Source organism: Bradyrhizobium sp. SZCCHNRI2009 (assembly GCF_032485115.1).
In the GTDB taxonomy this organism is placed as follows: Bacteria; Pseudomonadota; Alphaproteobacteria; order Rhizobiales; family Xanthobacteraceae; genus Bradyrhizobium.
The window spans coordinates 351,250-372,923 of record NZ_JAUEUH010000001.1 but is presented as its reverse complement, the minus strand read 5'-3'; the positions used below and the strand labels follow the sequence as shown (position 1 = coordinate 372,923).

The 21,674-nt window shown below is 66.4% G+C and carries 15 protein-coding genes; 4 read left to right on the top strand and 11 right to left on the bottom strand.

The window, feature by feature from the left end; genetic code table 11:
- Positions 1-131: 131 nt before the first annotated feature.
- Positions 132-2,501, bottom strand: coding sequence for a transketolase (locus tag QX041_RS01700; RefSeq protein ID WP_316164337.1), 2,370 nt, complete (start codon positions 2,499-2,501; stop codon positions 132-134).
- Between the two features lie 141 nt (positions 2,502-2,642).
- Here QX041_RS01700 and QX041_RS01695 point away from each other — a divergent pair, with 141 nt between their 5' ends.
- From QX041_RS01695 to QX041_RS01680, 4 genes are all read left to right on the top strand, one after another.
- Positions 2,643-3,104: an Lrp/AsnC family transcriptional regulator gene (locus QX041_RS01695; RefSeq protein WP_006613390.1), complete on the top strand. Its 462-nt coding sequence runs from the start codon at positions 2,643-2,645 to the stop codon at positions 3,102-3,104.
- Positions 3,105-3,630: 526 nt separating this feature from the next.
- Positions 3,631-4,005, top strand: coding sequence for a hypothetical protein (locus tag QX041_RS01690; protein WP_316164336.1), 375 nt, complete (start codon positions 3,631-3,633; stop codon positions 4,003-4,005).
- A 453-nt stretch (positions 4,006-4,458) separates the two neighbouring features.
- Positions 4,459-5,562 carry a ferredoxin gene (locus QX041_RS01685; RefSeq protein WP_315754163.1) on the top strand — a complete coding sequence of 368 codons (1,104 nt, stop codon included), beginning with the start codon at positions 4,459-4,461 and terminating at the stop codon, positions 5,560-5,562.
- Between the two features lie 55 nt (positions 5,563-5,617).
- Complete coding sequence (locus QX041_RS01680; RefSeq protein WP_315826404.1) at positions 5,618-6,877, top strand: 2Fe-2S iron-sulfur cluster-binding protein; 1,260 nt, start codon at positions 5,618-5,620, stop codon at positions 6,875-6,877.
- Positions 6,878-7,080: 203 nt separating this feature from the next.
- Here the strand turns inward: QX041_RS01680 and QX041_RS01675 are convergent, their stop codons facing one another.
- The 10 genes from QX041_RS01675 to QX041_RS01630 form a co-directional block, all read right to left on the bottom strand.
- Positions 7,081-8,253 (bottom strand): fumarylacetoacetate hydrolase family protein, encoded by a 1,173-nt coding sequence (locus tag QX041_RS01675; RefSeq protein WP_315715735.1) that lies wholly within the window; start codon positions 8,251-8,253, stop codon positions 7,081-7,083.
- 85 nt (positions 8,254-8,338) lie between these two features.
- The gene (locus tag QX041_RS01670; protein ID WP_316164335.1) at positions 8,339-11,341 is read right to left on the bottom strand and encodes an autotransporter domain-containing protein; all 3,003 of its coding nucleotides are present in this window, start codon (positions 11,339-11,341) and stop codon (positions 8,339-8,341) included.
- Positions 11,342-11,586: 245 nt separating this feature from the next.
- Complete coding sequence (locus tag QX041_RS01665; RefSeq protein ID WP_315715821.1) at positions 11,587-12,540, bottom strand: DMT family transporter; 954 nt, start codon at positions 12,538-12,540, stop codon at positions 11,587-11,589.
- Positions 12,541-12,735: 195 nt separating this feature from the next.
- Positions 12,736-13,575 carry an aldo/keto reductase gene (locus tag QX041_RS01660; protein ID WP_315715733.1) on the bottom strand — a complete coding sequence of 280 codons (840 nt, stop codon included), beginning with the start codon at positions 13,573-13,575 and terminating at the stop codon, positions 12,736-12,738.
- 212 nt (positions 13,576-13,787) lie between these two features.
- Positions 13,788-16,478 (bottom strand): molybdopterin-dependent oxidoreductase, encoded by a 2,691-nt coding sequence (locus QX041_RS01655; RefSeq protein WP_315715732.1) that lies wholly within the window; start codon positions 16,476-16,478, stop codon positions 13,788-13,790.
- Between the two features lie 19 nt (positions 16,479-16,497).
- Positions 16,498-17,712, bottom strand: a complete 1,215-nt coding sequence (locus QX041_RS01650; RefSeq protein WP_409977925.1) for an NAD(P)/FAD-dependent oxidoreductase — start codon at positions 17,710-17,712, stop codon at positions 16,498-16,500.
- Between the two features lie 5 nt (positions 17,713-17,717).
- Positions 17,718-18,143, bottom strand: a complete 426-nt coding sequence (locus QX041_RS01645; RefSeq protein ID WP_315715731.1) for a globin family protein — start codon at positions 18,141-18,143, stop codon at positions 17,718-17,720.
- 82 nt (positions 18,144-18,225) lie between these two features.
- Positions 18,226-19,020 carry an ABC transporter ATP-binding protein gene (locus tag QX041_RS01640; protein ID WP_315715819.1) on the bottom strand — a complete coding sequence of 265 codons (795 nt, stop codon included), beginning with the start codon at positions 19,018-19,020 and terminating at the stop codon, positions 18,226-18,228.
- A gap of 9 nt (positions 19,021-19,029) precedes the next feature.
- A complete protein-coding gene (gene ntrB / locus QX041_RS01635; protein WP_315715730.1) occupies positions 19,030-19,938 on the bottom strand; it encodes a nitrate ABC transporter permease in 909 nt (302 codons plus the stop codon).
- Between the two features lie 64 nt (positions 19,939-20,002).
- Positions 20,003-21,319: a CmpA/NrtA family ABC transporter substrate-binding protein gene (locus tag QX041_RS01630; protein ID WP_315715729.1), complete on the bottom strand. Its 1,317-nt coding sequence runs from the start codon at positions 21,317-21,319 to the stop codon at positions 20,003-20,005.
- Positions 21,320-21,674: the final 355 nt, after the last annotated feature.

Genomic DNA, 21,674 nt, shown 5'->3' with positions numbered 1-21,674 from the left:
AAGATTTCAGAACCGATATTTTCGCCAGTTCTTATTGCGCAGCCTTTCAGTACGTAGACATTTGATCCAAGTTGCGACGCCGTCTCCTTCATCCAGGTGAGGGAGACGGCGTCCCCGTTTTTGGCCCGCCCTCACACTGCCATCTTGCGATGCCGCACCGGCGCGCCAGTGAGGCTCTCGGCCGCATCGATGATCGCGTTGGCGTCCATCCCATTGTGGCGATAGAGGTCGTCGATCGTCCCGGTCTGGCCGAATTTCTCAACCCCCAGCGCCTCGACGCGATGGCCGCGCACCGAGCCGAGCCAGCCGAGCGTCGCCGGATGGCCGTCGATCACGGTGACGATGCCGCAATCGCGCGGCAGCAGCGCCAGCAGTTGTTCGATGTGGCTGAGATGTTGCACGCCGCGCCGATGCCGCCGCAGGCTGCGCGCCGCCGTCCATCCGGCATGCAGCCGGTCCGCCGAGGTGATCGCGAGCAGGCCGACGTCGCGGCGGGACTCGCCGATCAAGCCGGTGGCCTCGATCGCCTCCGGCGCGACCGCGCCGGTATAGGCGACGATCACCTCGGCATTCGGTCCCGGCTTGCGCAGCCAATAGGCGCCGGCGGCGATGTCGGATTCCAGCTCCGGCGTCATGATCCGCTGCGGCTGATCGATGGTGCGCGTCGACAGCCGCAGATAGAGCGAGCCGCCCTCGCCTGCCTCGCGCTGCATGTGGGCAAAGCCCCATTTCATGATCGCGGCGAGCTCGTCGACGAAGGCCGGCTCGAACGACGACAGCCCGTCTTGCGCCATGCCGATCAACGGTGTCGTGATCGACTGATGCGCGCCGCCCTCCGGCGCCAAGGTCACGCCCGACGGCGTGGCCGCCACCATGAAACGCGCATCCTGATAGCAGGCGTAGTTCAGCGCATCGAGGCCGCGCTCGATGAAGGGATCGTACAAGGTGACCACCGGCAGCAGCCGCGCGCCGTTGATGGCGTGCGACAGGCCAAGCGCCGAGGCCATGATGAACAGGTTCATCTCGGCGATCCCCAGCTCGATATGCTGGCCCTTCGGCGAGGCCGCCCAATTGAAGGTCGACGGGATCTTCTCGCTGCGGAACAAATCCGCCTTCTCCGCGCGGGCGAACAGGCCACGGCGGTTGACCCAGGCGCCAAGATTGGTCGAGACGGTGACGTCGGGCGACGAGGTCACGATGCGCGAGGCCAGCGCGGTGTCGCTGCGGGCGAGATCGTTGAGGATCAGGCCAAAGCCCTGCTGCGTCGACATCTGCGCCGCCGCGGTGAAGGTCAGCCGCTCCGGCACGTCGAACACCGCATCATCGAGCCGGCGGCCATCGCGATTGAACGGCACCGACGCGAGGAACGACTCCAGCGTCGAAGCATCCTGCGTCAGTCCCTCGAACTTGTCCCACTCATGGCCCGGGCGAATGTTCTGCTGCGCGCGCCACTTCTCCATCTGGGCGACGGTCATCAGGCCGGCGTGATTGTCCTTGTGGCCCTGGAACGGCAGGCCGACGCCCTTGATGGTATAGGCGATGAAGCACACCGGGCGGTCGTGGTCGATGGACTCGAAGGCATCAAGCATGCTGGCCATGTCGTGGCCGCCGAGATTGCTCATCAGCGCCAGCAACTCGTCGTCGGTGCGCTTGTCGAGCAGCCGGGTCACGTCGCCCTGATCGCCGATCTCGTCCTGGATGTGCTTGCGGAAGGCAGCCCCACCCTGGAAGCACAGCGCCGCATAGAGCGCGTTCGGGCAGTTATCGATCCAGCGCCGCAGCGCCTCGCCGCCGGGTTCGGCAAACGCCTCGCGCATCAGCCGGCCGTATTTCACGATCACCACGTCCCAACCGAAATTGCGGAACATGGTTTCGAACTTCTCCCACAGGCCCTCGCGCACGACGGCGTCCAGGCTCTGGCGGTTGTAGTCGACGATCCACCAGGTGTTGCGCAGGCCGTGCTTCCAGCCTTCGGCCAGCGCCTCGAAGATATTGCCCTCGTCCATCTCGGCATCGCCGACCAGCGCGATCATGCGGCCCTCGCGGCGGTCCTTCATCCAGCCATGCGCGTGCACGTAGTCCTGCACCAGCGAGGAGAACAAAGTCTGCGCGACGCCGAGGCCGACCGAGCCGGTCGAGAAGTCGACATCGTCGACATCCTTGGTGCGCGACGGATAGGATTGCGCGCCCTTGAAGCCACGGAAATTCTCCAGCTTCTCGCGCGTCTGCCGGCCGAACAGATATTGGATGGCGTGGAACACCGGGCTCGCATGCGGCTTCACCGCAACCCGGTCCTCCGGACGCAGCACCGAGAAGTACAGCGCCGACATGATGGTGGCGAGCGAGGCGGAGGAGGCCTGGTGGCCGCCGACCTTCAGGCCGTCGGTGTTCGGCCGGATGTGGTTGGCGTGGTGGATGGTCCAGGACGACAGCCACAGCGCCTTGCGGGTCAGCGCGTTCAGGATGTCGAGACGGTCTGACGATGCGGATGGCGTGGCCATGGCGCGCTGCTCCCCGGGGCCTTGTTGGATTCGCCGATTTTAATCCTGTCGCACCGGCCATAATTCTCAATTTTTCGCGTGCAGTTGCCGATTGTTGAGATATTTTCCCATTCAGAATCCACTTTGAGCGATTTTATCCCAATGCCTGACCTCGACGCCATCGACCGCAAGATCCTCGGCCATCTCCAGGCCGATGGCCGCATCACCATGCAGGAGCTCGCCGACAAGGTCGGGCTGTCGGTCTCGCCCTGCCACCGCCGCGTCAAGCTCTTGGAGGAGCGCGGCGTCATCACCCGCTATCTCGCGACCGTCGACCAGAAGGCGCTCGGGCTGCACGTTTCGGTCTTCATCTCCATCAAGCTGGCGCGGCAGAAGGAGGAGGATTTGAAGCGGTTCGAAAAGGCGATCTCGGCCTGGCCCGAGGTGCTGGAGTGCTATCTGATGACGGGCAATCGCGACTATCTCCTGCGCGTGGTCGCGGCCGATCTCTCCTCTTATGAAGCGTTCCTGAAAACCAAGCTGACGAGGCTCGACGGCATCGCCTCGATCGAGTCGAGCTTTGCGCTGAGCCAGGTGAAGTACTCCATCGCATTGCCGGTGTGAGGCAGGCCATCGCCACGACCTCAGCTGTCGTCCCTGCGAACGCAGGGACCCATACTCCGCGGCAGACGTTGCGAAGAACGACTGGTCCAACATCGTGCGCAACAACATCTCCCTGGGGTTATGGGTCCCGGATCTGCGCGTGCTGCGCGCGCTTGTCCGGGACGACAGCGGAGAGCCAAGCGAGACTTTCGGCCATCTCTGGCGCTCGGCCATGAGAGACCTCGCATGAGCCCCTCTCCCTGCGCCGTCATTCCGGGGCGCCCGCAGGGCGAGCCCGGAATCCATAACCACGATCGTGCGTATGGATTCCGGGCCCGCGCCGCTGCGCGACGCGTCCCGGAATGACGACCCTTGTTGTGTCATCGGGTTTGCCACAATCATGAGTCCAGGACCGACCGGGATGGTCACATGCGTTCTTACTCCCGCGGCGCGTTGCGCCCGGGTCATGCTGATCTCATCGCCCTCATAACAGAGGGCGCAGGGAAGGCCGGGCGCTGGCCGCGCCCGTGGCCCGCCTGCGGAAAAAATGCAGGCGGCAGGTACCACAGGTCTGGCCGAAAACACCCGGCCTTCCCTGCGCGATGGTTTTGACGGCTGCTTCGCGTTCTCCCCGGTGCGCCGGCTTTTGGCCACCGTGCGCGACGACGCGCTGTCCGCGCGCCGCCGCGGCGACACCAGCATCGGGGTGCCAGGACCGCGCGACTTGACCGTGCGTGCATCATTGTTCGTCGGCGCGAATGATCACGCTGCAACGACACACGCCCATCGCATTCCGCTGCCGACGTCCATGACGACCGCGATACGTCCCCTCCGACGCAACGGAAGGGGCTGGACTGTAATGCTGATTATACGAAATCGGCAAGCGATTTATTTTTTGCCTGACGGCTGGACAGGATTTTAGCGCGCGATCTGATTTGCCCGTCGGGTCGTTATGGCAGCGTCGAAATCATCTGCGCACTGCCCTGATCACGCCCGAACTACGTCACAGCCGAGGCTGTCATTGATCCAGATCAAACGATCTGGAAAAACTGCTCCAGCCCCCGATCAAATCCTTGATGTTCCTCGATTTGATCCAGATCAAACGGCCGCAGGCCGACCGCAGCATGGCCCAGGGACGTCCATATTGGCCGTCAAAAAGCGCCACATCTCGCCGTCAGATTCTGCGTCACAGCATGCGCTGCGACACGAAGTCACAGGGATTGCGGGACTAACAACTCCGCGCCTGTGAACGTGACGTCGGCGCGATCGTGAAGACCAACTCGCGTCCTGGAAAGCAATGCAGAACAACAGCGCTCAACGTTCGCCCCGACACGACTACGCTTCGCAACATCGAGATGCCCGGCCGCTCGCGCACGTGGCGGTGAAGGTGGCCCCCGCCAGATATCAGCCGGCCGCACAGGCCGGCAGCCGCAGCACCGGACGGGCCGAGCGGCGATTCTGGCTGACGATGCAGACGGTCATGCTGGTCGTCGGCGTGCTGCTGGTGAATCTGCTGCTGTTCTTCCCTCCCCTCGGCATCGCCCTGATGTGGAATCTCCTGATTCCGATCGCGCCCGCGCTGGTGACGATCTCGCCCGGCCTGTGGCGCAACATCTGTCCAATGGCGACCTTCCATCTGTTGCCCAACAAGATGGGCATCTCGCAGAACATCCGGATGCCGGAATGGGGCGCGGCGACGCTCGCGGTGATCAGCGTGACCTTGCTGTTCATCGTCGTGCCGATGCGACGAATCGGACTCAATGTCGACGGTCCGCTGACGGCGGTCATGCTGCTGTCGGCCGCGGTCATGGCGTTCGCGATGGGCTCTGTGTTCGAAATGCGCTCGGGCTGGTGCACCTCGCTGTGTCCGATCCACCCCGTCGAGCGGCTCTACGGCACCAACCCTGCCCTGACCTTCAAGAATGCCCGCTGCAACATCTGCGAGGCCTGCAGCAATCCGTGTCCCGACTCCACGCCCGAACTGACGCCGACGGCGGGCGTGCCCACCAAAGTCCAGCAGTTCCTCGGCAACTTCCTCATCGGCAGCTTCCCCGGCTTCGTCTGGGGCTGGTATCAAGTGCCGGACTATCCGCCGCAGCAGGTCGACCAGGCCGCGATCATCACCGCCTATGTGTGGCCGCTGGGCGCCGCGCTCGTCAGCTACGTCGTCTTCAGGATCGGCGAGCATATCCTGCGCTACAGGCCCGCCGCCCGCACCCGGATGCATCGCATCTTCGCGGCGGCCGCGATCAGCACCTACTACTGGTATCGCCTGCCCGGCCCGGCATCCTTGCTGCCGGACTGGTTTCCGCTGGTCTCGCATCTCATCACGACGCCGTTCTTCTTCTGGTTCCTGGTGCTGCGTTCGCCGAAGGTGAGCTGGCTGAAGCGGCCGGTGATGGCGTCGAACTACTGGTCGAGCCGGTTCGAGAGCACCGCCAACAAGAATCTCATCCGCGTGTCGCCCGGCAAGGCGTGAATCCCCGCGGTCTCATCCCACCATCGTCACAGCGTATCCGATCGAGGAGTGAACCATGTCGAACTTCAGGACCGTCACCGTCAAGGGCCGCCAGTTCCGCGTCCGCGCGGGTGACGTGCTGCTCGATGGCGCGCTCGCCAACGGCGTCGAGATTCCGTTCGACTGTCGCGCCGGCACCTGCGGCACCTGCATGGTTCACGTCTCCAAGGGCCAGACGGTGTGCGGCGAGACGCATACGCAGGGCATGATCTACGCCTGCCAGGCGCGCGTCGTCTCCGATCTCGACGTCGAGCTGGAGGACGTGCCGGAAATCGACACCAGCAAGGCGCGGCTGGTCGGCCTGCGCGAGGTCGCGCCCGACATCATGGAGCTGATGATCGCCCCGGAGAAGAGCATCAGCTATCTGCCCGGGCAGTACTTCAAGTTCACCTTCAACGGCTATCCGGCACGCGCCTACAGCCCGACGGCGTCGTTCGACGGCCGCATCGGCGGCCGCGTCATCCATCTCAACATCAAGCGCGTGCGTGGCGGCCGCGTCACGACCGCGCTCGGCAGCGGCATCCGTCCCGGCCATCGGCTGCGCATCCAGGGGCCGTATGGGCATGCGTTCCTGCGCCCTGGCGGCACCGGCCGTCTCGTCCTCGCCGGCAGCGGCACCGGCTTCGCGCCGATCTGGGCGATCGCCGCGATGGCGCTGCGCGAGTCCCGCAACCGGCCGATGGTGATCATTGCCGGCGCCAAGAAGCTGCCGCAGCTCTACATGACGCCGATCCTGGCGCAATTGGCGCGGCTGCCGAACGTCACGATCATCCCGACGGTCGAGGAAGGTCCGGTCAATCATCCCTCGATCCGCACCGGACGGATCGAGCCGCACATGCCGACGCTGACGGCCTCCGACGTCGTCTATGCCTGCGGCTCGCCGCGCATGGTGACCGCGCTCGCCGGGATGGTCGAGAAGGCCGGCGCGACGTTCTATGCCGACCCGTTCGATTCCGCGCCACCGGAAGCGCCATCTGGCCTGATCGGGCGCATCAAGACGCTCGTGGCGCGACGTCCGCCCGAGCCTGAGCCGGGCCGTGACGGCGGCAGGGGGCGTGACGCGTCGCTCGATCCGTTCGAGCGGGCGCTGTCGCTGGTGCCGAAGGATCCGATCGACGATGATCTGGGCCTGCGCCGGTCGGAGCCACGGCGCAGCACGGCCGCCGAACGCGACCACGCGCTGTCGCTGGTGCGCGAGCGCGCGCTGGGCGACGCCTCATCGCTGCAGGAGCGTCCGCGCCGCGCCGCCAGCCAGATGGCCTCGGGGCACGTGTGAGGTGACGCAGGAGCCCCCCAGTCTCTTCGTCACTCCGGGGCGCTCGCGAAGCGAGCGAGCCCGGAGTCCATAACCACCAGCCTGCGTGATGGAGCGCGATCGTAACTCAGGCCGTCTGCCTCACGAGCGCTGCGGCGTATGGATACCGGGTTCGCGCTGTCGCGCGCCCCGGAATGACATCGTGGGTGTGGAGGCTGCGTGCCTCAGATCAGCTTGCGCCGCGCCAGGCTCCGCATCAGCGCACCCACGCCGAAGGTCCACGGCTCGCATTCGTCGCTATTGCGCATACGGTTGACGAGACGGCCGAGTTGGGGCGCCGAGATGGTGACGATGTCGTCGCGCTTGTGGGTGAACCCCTGGCCCGGCGCGTCGCGATCCTTGACGGGTGCGAACATCGTGCCGAGGAACAGCGCGAAGCCGTCGGGATATTGATGCACGGCACCGATGGTCTGGGCGACGAGGTCGGTCGGATCGCGGCTGATCTTGCTGATGGAGGAATGGCCGTCGAGCACGAAGCCGTCGCTGCCGGTCACGTTCAGCGCCACGTCCATCTTGCGGACGTCATCCAGCGTGAAGGTCTTGTCGAACAGGCGCAGCAAGGGGCCGATGGCGCAGGAGGCGTTGTTGTCCTTGGCTTTCGACAGCAGCAGCGCCGAGCGGCCCTCGAAGTCGCGCAGGTTGACGTCATTGCCGAGCATGGCGCCGACGATCCGGCCGCGGCTCGACACCGCCAGCACGACCTCCGGCTCCGGATTGTTCCAGGTCGATTTCGGATGCAGCCCGGCATCCATGCCGGTCCCCACCGACGACAAAGTCGGCGCCTTGGTGAAGACCTCGGCATCGGGGCCGATGCCGACCTCGAGATATTGGCTCCAGGCGTTCTGCTCGATCAGCACCTGCTTGAGGTGCATCGCCTGGTCGGAGCCGGGCTTGAGCTTGGAGAAATCGTCGCCGACCAGACGCACCACCTCTTTCCGGATCGCCTCGGCCGAGGCCGGATTGCCGCGCGCCCGCTCCTCGATGACGCGCTCCAGCATCGAGATCGCGAAGGTGACGCCGGCCGCCTTCAGGACCTGCAGGTCGACCGGCGCCAGCAGCCACGGCTTGGCCGGATCGCGGCGATCCGGCGGGGTGTTGGCGAGGATGGCGGCGAGGTCGCCGATGCGCTGCCCGCCCATGCCGCGCAGCGCCGTCGCCGGATCATCCTGCTCGCACAGCGCGCTGACGGTGGGGAAAGCCGAGGTGACGTCATAAACACCGTCATCGCGCACCGCGACCACGGCCGGTCCGTCCACGTCAGGGCGCCAGACCCGGCCAACCAGCGTGCCGCTGGTGCCGTCGTCGGGCAGGACGGTCTCGGGCGTCAGGTTGATCATGGCGTCGTGCTCCCTGTTGTTCTTGTTGCTCAGCGCACCCCTAGCATCGGTGCACGCCGGCTCCAAGCCACACGACGTCGCGCAATCACCAACTGTAGCGCACCACGCCCTTGCCGGCGTAGGAGCGGCTGATGGACGAGAACTCGCCTTCGAAGGTCGCGGCCGCCGACCAGCCGTTGCGCCAGGCGACTTCGGCCGAGGCGGTGGTGAGCGCGAGGTCGCGCGACTGCGCGGCGCCGTTGACGACGAAGCTCGTGCCCGGCAGCGCCTGGAAGCCCGCGGTCATGGTGCGATCGGGGTTGAAATTGTGCGCCCAGGCGGCGCGGCCGCGCAGCGACAGCACGCCGTCGGCGAGCGCAAACGACCGGTCGACGCGCGCGCCGAGCTCGGTGCGCGCATCCGTCACGGTCTTGCCGGCATAGCTCAGCGCGAAGGTGCCCGCGCCGGAGAGCACCTGCTCGGCATAGGACGGCAGCACGTAAGCCGTCGCCTGGCCGCCGAGATAGGGCGTGATCCCGCCCCACGGCGTGGCATAGCGGCGGCCGGCCTCGAGGCGGGCCGAATAGGCCGACGCATCGAAGCGGGCGCGGAGCTGGTCGACGCCGGCGACGGTCACGGTGCGGTCGGTGGTCACGTCGTGCCAGCCATAGGCGAGCGCCGCGGAGAGATAGTCCGGACCACTGCGATAGCGGGCGAAGGCGCCGGCCTGGAACAGGTCGGAGCGGCCGCTGCCGCCGCCATTGACGCCGAAGCTGGTGCCGCCGCCCGACAGCGCGAAGCCGGCCAGCCAGTTCGGCGACACGATGTAATCGGCGCCCGCGGCGAAGCCGACCTCGCGGATGGTGGCGTTGTTCGAGCCGAGCGCGGCATTGCCGTCGGCGAACGAACCGCCACCAAACGGCGCCGCCCAGGTGCTCCAGCGCTCATCGAAGCGCTGGGCCGGTGTGGCCTTCACCGGCATGCGCGCGAAGGCATCGCGAGGCGAAGCGCCCTGCCCTGCGTCGGCGAACGCCGCTGCCGGACTAGATGCGTTCGCGCTGCGCCCGGCGACAAAGGGATCGGTCATCAGGCCAAGGAAGATCTTCATCGAGTCGAACATCGCCTGCTGCGAGGCGGTGGCGATCTCGCCGGACGCCTGCGTCAGGCCGGCTGGGGTCAGCGCGCCGAAAGCGAGCGGGATGCCGCCGGTGCGGTTGAAATAGCCGGTCGTGGTATCCGTGACGTTCTGCTGGTTGGTGTTGGTCCCGGCCGTGCCGAGCGTCAGGTTCAGATAGACCTTGTTGGCGTCGTAGCTCAGGCTCGAAGAGAAGTTGGCTGGCAGGTTGGTGTTGATCAGCGTGTTGAAGGTGCCGCTGATGCCGCCGGCGGCGTTGACGATCGTGTACTGCTTGTTGACATAGCTGCCGGGCGCGAAACTCGCCTGCACGGTCGCGCCGCCGAGCGTCGCGGTGCCCGTCACGTTGACCCGGTCGGCATTGGCCGGCGACACCTCGACCATGTAGCTCGCGGCCGCCGTGAACACGAGGCTGCCCTGCACGGTGAGCAGCCCGATCGAATTGCCCGGCGCGAGCGCGCCGCCATTGACCAGCGTGCTGCCGACGATGCCGTTGCCGCCGAGCGTCCCGCCGGCATTCACGGTGACGCTGCTGCCGGCGATGGCGCCGTTGACGGCGAGGATGCCGCCATCGACCGTGGTCGTGCCGGTGTAAGTGTTGATGCCGGACAATGTCAGCTTGCCGCTGCCGACCTTGGTCAGCGAGCCTGGGCCGATGGTGCCGCACCCGCAAGGATCGGTGTCGCCGATCACGCCGGAGACCTCGGTGGAGAGATTGTTGCCGCCGACCACCAGTGTGTTGAAGGCGCCGATGTAGTAGTTGCCGGAGCCCGCCAGCGAGCCGGCGGTGATGCGGCCGTCGCCATTGACACCCATGCTACCGGAGAAATCGACCACGCCGGTGCCATTGGTGACGAACTGGGCGGTGCCGCCGGTCGTATTGTCGAGGAAGCGGGTGCGGCCGCCATCATTGGTGATGATCGTGGCGGAGCCGGCGCTGGCGTGATCGAAGAACAGCGTCGATCCGCCGTCATTGGTGGTGACGGTCGCGTTCGCCGCGGTGGAATGGGCGTTGAACTGGACCTGGCCGTTCATGTTGTTGATGATGGTGGCATTGCCGGCCGACGGGGTGTCGCTGCCGAAGCCGATCCCGAACATCACGTACGAATTGCCGCCATTGGTGATGACCGCATTGGCGGCCGTGGCGGCATTGACGAACGCCAGCAGGCTGAACGTATCGTTCGTGATCGTCGCATTGCCGGCGCTGGTGTTGGCGTTGAACAGCGTGCGGCCCTGATGGTTGGTGATCACGGCGTTCCCCGCCGTGGCCGTGTCGGTGCCGCCGGCGACGCCGAACGCGGTCGTGGCGATCGACTGGTTCACGATCGTCATCGCACCGGCGGAGCTCGCGCCGAGGAAGTTGGTGGTGCCGCCGTTATTGGTGAGCGAGGTGATGCCGGAGGTGTCGGCCCTGACGATGTTGAAGATGCCGAAATTCGAAACGTCGCCGATGATGCGGGCGGTGTGGGTGGCGTCGCCGAGTTGCAGCGTCGCGACGCTGCCGATGAAGGTGCCGCCGGAATAGGAGTTGGTGCCGAGCAGGATGGTGGTGCTGTTGCCGAGCAGCTCGGCGCGCACGCCGGCAACGGTCTCGCCGAGATTGTTGCCGATCGTGATCGTCTGGCCGGAATTGGCGTTGTTGATGAAGCCCCAGCCGGAGCCGGCGACGCCGAAATTCACGTCGGCGCCGCCAATCGAATAGGACTGGGCGTTGCTGAGGAAGATCCAGGAATCCGGATTGATCGGCGCGGTGACCGTGATGGTCGATGCGCCGGTGGCGCCGAACAGCGCCTCCTGGCCGCTCGATGCCGGCGGCGCGCCGGCCGGCGGGCTCTCCCAGTTGGTCGAGAGATTGTAGTCGGAGGTCGCGGTGGACGAGCCGGTGCCGCCCCAGGTGTAGTCGGTCTGGGCCAGCGCCGACGTCGTCAGCCCGAGCCCACAGAGCCCGAGCATGAGCCCCAGCGCGCCCCACACGGCCCGCGCCGTCCGACACACCGCCGTTTCGACCCGCCTCCGCACGCAATCCCCCGATCTTGCTCTGCACCCGTGATGCAATCCAAGACCTAGCAGGCGCACGGCGCCCGCCGAGATCGACGGCGCTCCTGTTTCTTGTTTGAAATCAGTGCGTTACGCGTTTGATCGCAGGTGTAGCGGACACGCAACGCATCCACCCAAAAAGTCGCTCCCCGGTAATGGCCCGGGGGCGTGCGACCGATGGCTCACGGATTCGGCGAGCTCTCGCCGGCGACCTGGAGCAGTTGCGAGCGGCGGACGCGCTCGCGATGGGCGGTGTAGAGGCCGCTGGAGACGATGAAGGCGGCGCCGACGATGGTCCAGACGTCCGGCACCTCGCCGAACACCAGGAAGCCGAGGATGCTGACCCACAGGAGCTGGGTGTAGGAGAACGGCGCCAGCACCGAGGCGTCGGCATAGCGGAATGCCAGCACCACGATCCACTGCCCCATGGTCGAGGCGACGCCGACCAGCACGCCGAAGCCGATGTCCTGCCAGGACGGCGTGGTCCATACGAACGGCACGATTGCCGTGAGCACGCAGACGCCGGCAATCGAGGAATAGGTCATGATGGTGATGGCGTGCTCGCGGCCGCTCATCATCCGCGTCATGATCAGCGTGCAGGCCCAGGCGAACGCCGAGACGATCGGGAACAGCGCGGCAAGATGGAACGCGCCGGTGCCGGGGCGGAGGATGATCAGCACGCCGCACAGCCCGACCGCGGTTGCGACCCAGCGGCGCAGGCCGACCTTCTCGCTGAGGAAGATGATTGACAGCGCGGTGACGAACAGCGGCGCGACGAAGCCGGTCGCGGAGGCCTCGGCGATCGGCAGATAGCGTAAACCGGTGATGAACATCAGCGACGAGCCGAGCAGCGCAACGCCGCGCAGCAGCTGGAACTTGAGCTGCTCGGTGCGCATCGCGAACAGCGGCGAGCCCGGGATCATCGCCGGCACCATGATCGCTGCGAATACCACGAAGCGGATCCAGGTGATCTCGATCGAGGGCAGCGTCTTCGACAGATACTTCGCGGTGACGTCCGAGGTGCCGAGGAACACGGTCGACAGTAGGATCAGCGCGATGCCGCGGAACGGCCGGTCGGCGCGCGCGGGCGCGCGCTTGCGCGTGGCCTGCGGCTTCTCCTGCACGGATGTCGGCACGTCGTCGAGGCGCGCGGCGGCGGCCGCACTCGGTGGCGGGGTCACGGTCGAACTCGGAAGTTTGGAAACAGGACGATTCGGTGAGTGCCGACAAGACGCCAATCGCGACGCCGCGACAACCCATCGAAGCGGGCAGCACTTATGCGTTGCTACGCGCCGGGGTAGCAAACATCCGTAATTTTCCGTGATGCTGCATTACAGCATGGGCAGGCCACGCGGCTTCGGCCCGCGCGGAAAGGCGCGATCGATCGCGGCGATCTCGGCCGCGGTGAGCTCGATGTCGCCGGCCGCCGCATTCTGCTCGGCATGCTCGGGCCGCGACGCCTTGGGGATCGCGAACAGCGACGACGCCCGCGTCAGGAAGGCCAGCGCGACCTGGCGCGGCGTTGCACCATGCTGCTCCGCGATCCGCTGCAGCACCTCGCCGCCGGCGCCGCGGCGTTCCGGAAAGTCGTCATGGCCGAACGGCGAGTAGGCGACCACGGCAACACCATGCTGGCCGCACCACGGGATGACGGCATGCTCGATGGCGCGCTCCTGCAGATGATAGAGCACCTGGTTGCAGGCGATCTTGCCCTCGCCTGCGACCTCCAGCAGTTCGTCGAGATCGTCGACGTCGAAATTGCTGACGCCCCAGGACGCGATCTTGCCGGCCGCCTTGAGCTCCTCGAACGCCGCCACCGTCTCCGCGAGTGGATAGGAGCCCGGCCAGTGCAGGAGATAGCAGTCGAGCCGGTCGGTCTTCAGCCGCTGCAGCGAGCGCTCGCAGGCGGTGACGGTGCCCTTGCGCGAGGCGTTGCTCGGCAGCACCTTCGACACCAGGAACACCTCGTCGCGTCGGCCGGCGATGGCCTCGGCGATGACGAGCTCGGCATCGCCATACATCTCGGCGGTGTCGATGTGGCTCATGCCGAGATCCAGGCCGCGCCGCAGCGTGGCGATGGCGCGGCGGCGATCGGCGTGGTCGAGATACCAAGTGCCCTGCCCGATGACGGAGACGCCGCCGCCGCCGGTTCCGAATGTCTTGTGCTTCATGCGCGGGAGCATAGTGGATGAGGCGCACGGCGTCGATTGGGTGCCCTCCCTGCTCAAGGCATCTGACACGCTTCCACACCCACGTCATTCCGGGGCGACGCGTCAGCGTCGAACCCGGAATCCCGAGCTTGTCTTGCGCTGTTTCATTTCCACCATGTCGAGATTCCGGGTTCGAGGCCGTTGGCCTCGCCCCGGAACGACAGTGTTCTCGGCTAGCTCGCCGCCGCGATGGGCGGGGCGTCCGTGGCCGTCTGCGCGATCAGCCGCTTCATCTCCGGAATGCACGAGCCGCAATTGGTGCCGGCCTTGAGCTGCGCGCCGATGGCGGCGGGCGTGCGCGCACCTGCCGTGATCGCATCGCAGATGGTGTCGCGGCCGACGCCGAAGCAGGCGCAGACGATCGGGCCGCCGCCGACGCCGTCGGGCGCGCGGCCGGACAGCAGCGTGCGACGCTGGTCGTCGTCGAGGCGGTCGGCGGCGAACATCGTCTTCACGACGTTCCAGTCGCCAGCATCATGGCCGGGGCCGACGAACAAACAGGTTTCGATGCGATCGTCGGCGAACGACGCGGCGCGATAGACGCCGCCGCCGACATCCATGTAGTCCGTGACATCGTCGGTGGCGCGCGCCTTGAACCAGGCCGGCCAGCGCGACAGATCGCCGTTGTCGGCGAACAGATAGCCGAAGCCGCCCTGCACCGTCGCGCGCGCCCACCACAGGTTGGACGGCAGCGTGAGCTCGTTGCGCGACAGGATGAAGCCGCGGAATACGTACTCATAAGAACTGATCGCAGCCGGGGTCGCCTTGGCCTCGGGCTGGCCGGAGAACGGATCGGTGTAGGAGGCGACCAGCGCGCCGACGCGGCCATGCGATGAGTTGGTGGCGCTCCAATGGATCGGCGCGAACAGCATGCCGCGCTGCTGGCGCTCGCTGACGACGACCTTGAGGATGCACTGGCCGTGCTCGGTCGTGACCTTGGCGAAACCGTCATGCATCAGGCCATAGCGCAGCGCGTCATCCGGGTGCACCTCGACGAACGGCTCCGGCAGATGCGCTGATAGCCGCGGGCTCAAGCCGGTGCGCGTCATCGTGTGCCACTGGTCGCGGATGCGACCGGTGTTCAGGCGCAGCGGGCGGGCGGCGGTGGTCTCGCCGCGCAGCGCCGGCACCTCCGGCGCGACGAAGCGCGCTTTGCGATCGTTGGTGAAGAAGGCGCCTTCGGCGAAAAAGCGCGGCTCGGGCGGCCTGCCCGCGCGCGCCGGCCATTGCACCGGCGCCATCGCGTCGTATTCGTCGTCGGTGAGCGTCGCCAGCGCGCCGATGTCGAAGTCGCGCGTGCCGTCGTTCTCGAACGCCGACAACGCCGCGTGCTCGCGGAACACGTCCGCCGCAGAGTTGTAATTGAAGGCGCCCGCGTGGCCGAGCCGTTTGCCGACCTCGCTCAGGATCCACCAGTCCGGCATGGCCTCGCCGGCCGGCGCAAGGAAGGCGCGCTGGCGCGAGATGCGGCGCTCGGAGTTGGTGACCGTGCCCGATTTCTCGCCCCAGGCCTGCGCCGGCAGCAGCACGTGGACGCCAGCATCGACGGTGTCGTTGGAGCGGACGTTCTCGGACACGACGAGCAGCTCGAGCTTCTTGAGCGCGGCGCGGACCAGATCGGCGTCCGGCAGCGACACCGCGGGGTTGGTGCCGATCACCCACAGCGCCTTGATCTCGCCGCGCGCGATCGCCTCGAACATCTGCACCGCCTTGAGACCCTCATGGGTGGCGATGTCCTTGGCCTTCCAGAAGCGGCGGACGCGGTCGATGTCCGGCGGCGTGAAGCCCATGTGGGCCGCGAGCTGGTTGGCGAGCCCGCCGACCTCGCGGCCGCCCATCGCATTGGGTTGGCCGGTCAGCGAGAACGGCCCCATGCCCAGCTTGCCGATGCGCGCGGTCGCAAGATGGCAGTTGAGGATCGCGTTGACCTTGTCGGTGCCCTGCGCCGACTGGTTGACGCCCTGCGAATAGAGGGTGACGACCTTGGGAGTATCGCGGAACAGCTTGAAGAAGGCGGCGACGTCGACCTCGGACAGGCCGGTGGCGAGCGCGGTCGCCGCGGCGCTGCCGGCGAGGCTCCGGGCGCGGGCCAGGGTCTCGTCGAAGCCGCCGGTGTGAGCGTTGATGTAGTCGTGATCGAGCGCACCGCTGTCGGCGAGATGCACCAGCAGGCCGGAGAACAGCGCCGCATCCGCGCCGGGCTTCAATCCCAGGAACAGATCGGCTTCGCTCGACGTGTCGGTGCGACGTGGATCGATGACCACGAACCTGGCGCCGCGCGCCTGCTTGTTGGCCAGCATGCGCTGGTACAGCACCGGGTGGCACCAGGCGGCGTTGCTGCCGACGAAGACCAGCAGATCGGCCTGATCGAGATCCTCATAGGTGCCGGGCACGGTGTCGGCGCCGAAGGCACGGCGGTGGCCGGCGACCGACGAGGCCATGCACAGCCGCGAATTGGTGTCGACATTGGCCGAGCCGAGAAAGCCCTTCATCAGCTTGTTGGCGACGTAGTAGTCCTCGGTCAGCATCTGGCCGGAGAGATAGAACGCCACTGCATCCTCGCCGTCGCGGGCGACGATGTGCTTCAGCCGGGTCGCGACGTGATCGAGCGCATCGCTCCAGGCCACCCGCTGCATTCCGCCCTTGCAGCGGATCATCGGGTACAGCAGCCGGCTCTCCAGCCCGAGCGTCTCGCCGAGCGCCGAGCCCTTGGAGCAGAGCCGGCCGAGATTGGCCGGATGCGAAGGATCCCCGGAGATCGCCGCGCCGCCGCGACCGTCGGGCGTGGCGAGCACGCCGCAACCGACGCCACAATAAGGACAGGCGGTGCGCACCATCGGCAGCTTCGGATCGAGCGTCGTCATCGTCGTGCGTGGCCCCTTCTCACGCTGCCTGCGGCCGCGCCCCCGCGCGGCCGAACATCATCGCTGTCCGGATCGCTGCGACCGGTTCGCGGCTCCGGATCAGGTCGCGATACCACAACGCGTCCTGAGTCTCACCGATCAGCACGGCGCCGGTGAGGCGTCCCTCGGCGATGACGAGCTTCTTGTAGATGCCCCGCCTGGCGTCGTTGAGCACGATCGCCTCGCTGCCCTCGGCGCCCATGAAGTCGCCGGCCGAGAACACCGACACACCCGACACCTTCAGATTGGTCGAGACGACACTGCCGCCATAGGCCGCCTGGCGGCCGGCGAGATGCCGCGCCAGCACCCGCGCCTGCTCATAAGCAGGTTCGACCAGCCCATAACAAGTGCCACGGTGCTCGGCGCATTCGCCGAGCGCGAAAATGCCGGGCGCCGAGGTCTGCATCGCGTCGTCGACGACGATGCCGCGATTGACCGCGAGCCCCGCCTCCTTCGCCAGTGTCACATTCGGCCGGATGCCGGCCGCGAAGACCACGGCGTCGGTGGCAAGGCGCCGCCCATCGGCCAGCTCGACTCCTTCGACGCGACCATCGCCATGGATGGCCGCGGTGCTGGCATTGAGCAGAACCTCGATGCCCTTGCGCGCCACCAGCGACTTGAGCAACGCGGCGGCCGGCGCATCGAGCTGCCGCTCCATCAGCCGGTCCATCAGATGCAACAGCGTCACCCTGGCGCCGGCACGCGCCAGGCCATAGGCCGCTTCCAGCCCGAGCAGCCCGCCGCCGACGACCACCACGCACCCCTTCTTCGCCGCCAGCGCCAGAAGCACGTCCGTGTCCCGGCTGTCGCGGAATGTGTGCACACCCGGCAGATCGGCGCCCGGCACCGGCAGCCGCAGCGGCAGCGAGCCGGTGGCGAGGACCAGGCGCGAGAACGCCACGTTCTCGTCGTTCTCGATCCGCAGTTCGCGACGGCCGACATCGATGGCGGTGACGCGCGCACCGTATTTCAACGTTACCCCGCGCTCGCGCCACCAGGCCGCCGGCTTGAGCTCGATCTCGTGGGACGCGGCCTCGCCGGCCAGCACCGACGACAGCAGCACGCGGTTGTAGGCGAGCCGCGGCTCCTCGCCGATGACGGCGATCGCGTAGCGGCCGAGCGCAGTCTGCGACAATTCCTCGACCAGCTTTGCGGCAGCCATGCCGTTGCCGACGATGACGAGCGGTTCACTCAAAGCGCCTACTCCGCCGCCTGCGCCTTGCCATGGGCTTCCGCGATCATGTAGCCGGACAGCGTGCCGTAGGCCGCGGTCCAGGCATCGGCGACATCGGGCGTCCAGCCGTCGCCAAGTCCCTTCTCGAGGGTCCACAGCAGCGCGGCGCCGACCACCGGATAGTGCTCCGGCTTGGCGCCGTAATCGACGTGGCGCTTGGCGAGCGCGCTTGCCGCCGGCAGGATCGCGGGCAGATTCGTCAATCCATTGACGACGACCGCCAAGGTCGCCATCAGCTTCTTGCGCTGCTCGGTGAGATCGTCGGGAAACATCGCGCGCACCTGCGGCGCGACCTCGAACAGCCGATCGTAGAAGATGGTCGCGGCCTGATCGGAGATCGGCGCGACCCTGGCAAAGCTATTCTGAACCAATGCGATCTGAGACGGCGTCATGGGAAATCCTTATGATGGAAACGAGAACCCGTTAGTTGCCCGACGCGGAGAGCGGTTCGATGCGCTCTCCGCTTTCCAATCGTCACGCCGCCTCGACGTAGCGATGCCGCTCATACAGGAACTCCAGCACGCGCTGGCGACACTTGACGTAGGTGGCGTTGGTCGCCAGCTCGAGCCGCTTGCGCGGCCGCGGCAGGGCGACCTCGAGCACCTCGCCGATATGCGCGCTCGGGCCGTTGGTCATCATCACGATGCGGTCGGACAGCAGCACCGCCTCGTCGACATCGTGCGTGATCATCAGGATGGTATTGCCGAGCTTCTGGTGCAGCGCCATCACCGAGTCCTGCAGATGCGCCCGCGTCAGCGCGTCGAGCGCGCCGAACGGCTCGTCGAGCAGCAGCACTTTCGGCTCCATGGCGAGCGCACGGGCAATGCCGACGCGCTGCTTCATGCCGCCGGAGACCTCGTTGGGCCGCTTGTCCTTGGCATGGGCCATCTGCACCAGGTTCAGATTGTGCATGGTCCAGGCGTCGCGCTCGGCGCGGGTCTTGGTCTTGGCGAACACCTTGTCGACGCCGAGCCGCACGTTCTCGTAGACCGTCAGCCAGGGCAGCAGGCTGTGGTTCTGGAACACCACGGCGCGGTCGGGTCCCGGCGAATTGACTTCGCGCTCCTCCAGCAGCACGCCGCCGGTCGTGGCCGTGGTGAGCCCCGCAACGATGTTGAGCATCGTCGACTTGCCGCAGCCGGAATGGCCGATGATCGAGACGTATTCGCCCTTGTTGATCGAGAGGTTGATGTCCTTCAGCACTTCGGTGGTGGCGGTGCCGCGGGTGAAGGTCTTGTCGACGTGGTCGAGCTTCAGATAGGCCATGATCTCTACCTCTCAATTCGTCGCGGTGCCGCGGGTGACGATCTTGCCGACGACCGCAATCAGGCGGTCGAGCACGAAGCCGATGATGCCGACATAGAACAGCGCCAGGATGATCTCGCTGATATGCGAGGAATTCCACGCGTCCCAGATGAAGAAACCGATGCCGACGCCGCCGATCAGCATCTCGGCCGCGACGATCGCGAGCCACGACAGGCCGATGCCGATGCGCAGGCCGGTGAAGATGTAGGGCGCGGCCGCCGGAATCATGATCTTGGCGAAGAACTCCAGCGGATTGAGCTGCACCACCGCGGCGACGTTGCGATAGTCCTGCGGAATGTTGCGGATGCCGACCGCGGTGTTGATGATGATCGGCCATACCGAGGTGATGAAGATGACGAAGATCGCCGACGGCTGGCCGTCGCGGAACGCCGCCAGCGACAGCGGCAGCCAGGCGAGCGGCGGGATCGTGCGCAGCACCTGGAAGATCGGATCGAGGCCGCGCATGGCCCACACCGACTGGCCGATCAGCGTGCCGACACCGACGCCGACGACGGCAGCAATCGCGTAGCCGAAGGCGACGCGGCGCAGGCTGGCCTCGAGATGCCAGAACAGTCCCTTGTCGATGCCGCCATGATCGAAGAACGGATCGAAGATCAGCTCGCGGGTATCGCTGAACACCCGGGAGGGCGGCGGCAGCGCCGAGCCGGCCCGGCGGCAGACCAGCTCCCAAATCAGCAGGAACAGCGCCAGCACGATCAACGGCGGCACCACGCGCACCGCGGCCTCGCGGGCCATCTTTCCATAGCGTTCGGCTTTCGGCGCCTGCTTGGGCGTCATGGTCACGATGGACGCCGAGGTGGACGCCGCCGCGGTCGGCACGACCTGGGGAGCGCTATCGTTGGTCAACGCTGGCATGGACATCGGAAATCTTTCTCCGTGCAATGAGAGAGGCCGCGCGCCTTGCGCGCGCAGCGGGAGGTCCTGATCAGGCGTCGACGCGCTTGATCGACAGCGACTTCAGGTAGGCGGCGGGATCTTCCGGATCGAACACCTTGCCGTCGAAGAAGGTCTCCTTGCCGCGCGACTTGGAGGTCGGAATCTCGGCGGCTGCGACGTTCATCTCCTTGGCGGCCTCGCGCCAGATGTCCTCGCGGTTGACCTTGGCGATCAGCGACTTGGCGTCGAAGCCAGCCTCATACTTGCCCCACCGGATGTCCTCGGTGATGAACCAGAGATCGTGGCTCTGGAATGGATAGGACGCGAAGTCGCGCCAATACTTCATGATGTGCGGCGAGTTGTCGACGACCTTGCCGGTACCGTAGTCGAACTTGCCGGCCGTGCGTCCGGCGACGTCCTCGACCGGGCAATTCATCCACTGCCGCTTGGCCATGATGGTCGCAAGCTCCTGCTTGTTCTCCATCTTGTCGGCCCACTGCTGCGCTTCCATCACCGCCATCGTCAACGCTTTCGCGGCCTTCGGATATTTGTCGACAAAGGCGGCGCGCATCGCGAAGGATTTTTCGGGATGCTTGTTCCAGATCTCGCCCGTCGTGACGGCGGTGTAGCCGATACCCTGGTTGACGAGCTGCGCATTCCACGGCTCGCCGACGCAGAAGCAGTCCATGGTGCCGACCTTCATGTTGGCCACCATCTGCGGCGGCGGCACCACGATGGTCTCGATGTCCTTGTCGGGATCGATGCCGCCGGCGGCGAGCCAGTAGCGGATCCAGAGATCGTGGGTGCCGCCCGGGAAGGTCATCGCGGCCTTCACGGACTTGCCGGAGGCCTTCTTCTTCTCCAGCGCGGCTTTGAACGGCGCGGTATCGAGGCCGAGCTTGAGGTCCGCATATTCCTTGCCGACCGAGATGCACTGCGCATCGAGATTGAGCCGCGCCAGAATGTACATCGGCGTCGGCTGGTTGTTCTGCGTCACCTTGCCCGAGGAGATCAGGTACGGCATCGGGGTCAGGATGTGCGCGCCGTCGATGCCGTTGCCTTCAGAGCCGAGCACGAGATTGTCGCGCGTGGTGCCCCACGAGGCCTGCTTCTGTACGTCGACGTCGGGCATGCCGTATTTGGCGAAGATGCCCTTGTCCTTGGCCACGAACAGCGGACCGGCATCGCTGAGCGCGATGAAGCCGAGCTTGGCGCTGGCGACTTCCGGCCCCGCCCCCTGGGCGAACGCTCCGCCCGGCAAGTTCAGCTTCGCGGCTGCTAGCAGCGCAGCCGTGCCGGCGCCCGCCTTGAGAAGCTGACGACGGCTGAAGCCGTTGCGGCGAGCAGGATTGGCAGTCTTCGTCATGAGTGCTGTCGTCCTTTGTCTGAAGAGCGCTCGATGGGTGAAAAGGCCGTCCGTTGCGGGTCGCTGCGCCACGCACGAAGGCGCGTGTTCCGAGGTGGCCTCGGAAGGGGCAGCGTCACGATTCGGATGAGGATTGCGCGGACGGCATCGATGGCGTCGCGAATGCTCTTTCAAGCTTCGTGCCAACGCATCAATTTTGAATTTACAAGTAAATTCAATCGTTTAACTGCACACAGCAAATCCATCAGAGGCAGAAGGCCGCATCCAAAATTTGCGATTCGCCCACTTTGTGTGCGCCGCACACAAAGTGGGCATGGCGCGATTGTTCCATGAGCACCAGGGCAGCAAATCAGCC

Bases quoted from the DNA above. Each gene is read 5' to 3' on its own strand.
- QX041_RS01675 (WP_315715735.1), bottom strand. From the start codon at position 8,253: ATGATCAACCTGACGCCCGAGACCGTCCTGCCCGACGACGGCACCAGC.
- QX041_RS01700 (WP_316164337.1), bottom strand. From the start codon at position 2,501: ATGGCCACGCCATCCGCATCGTCAGACCGTCTCGACATCCTGAACGCG.
- QX041_RS01645 (WP_315715731.1), bottom strand. From the start codon at position 18,143: ATGACGCCGTCTCAGATCGCATTGGTTCAGAATAGCTTTGCCAGGGTC.
- QX041_RS01660 (WP_315715733.1), bottom strand. From the start codon at position 13,575: ATGAAGCACAAGACATTCGGAACCGGCGGCGGCGGCGTCTCCGTCATC.
- QX041_RS01630 (WP_315715729.1), bottom strand. From the start codon at position 21,319: ATGACGAAGACTGCCAATCCTGCTCGCCGCAACGGCTTCAGCCGTCGT.
- ntrB (WP_315715730.1), bottom strand. From the start codon at position 19,938: ATGTCCATGCCAGCGTTGACCAACGATAGCGCTCCCCAGGTCGTGCCG.
- QX041_RS01655 (WP_315715732.1), bottom strand. From the start codon at position 16,478: ATGACGACGCTCGATCCGAAGCTGCCGATGGTGCGCACCGCCTGTCCT.
- QX041_RS01680 (WP_315826404.1), top strand. From the start codon at position 5,618: ATGTCGAACTTCAGGACCGTCACCGTCAAGGGCCGCCAGTTCCGCGTC.
- QX041_RS01690 (WP_316164336.1), top strand. From the start codon at position 3,631: ATGCAGGCGGCAGGTACCACAGGTCTGGCCGAAAACACCCGGCCTTCC.
- QX041_RS01695 (WP_006613390.1), top strand. From the start codon at position 2,643: ATGCCTGACCTCGACGCCATCGACCGCAAGATCCTCGGCCATCTCCAG.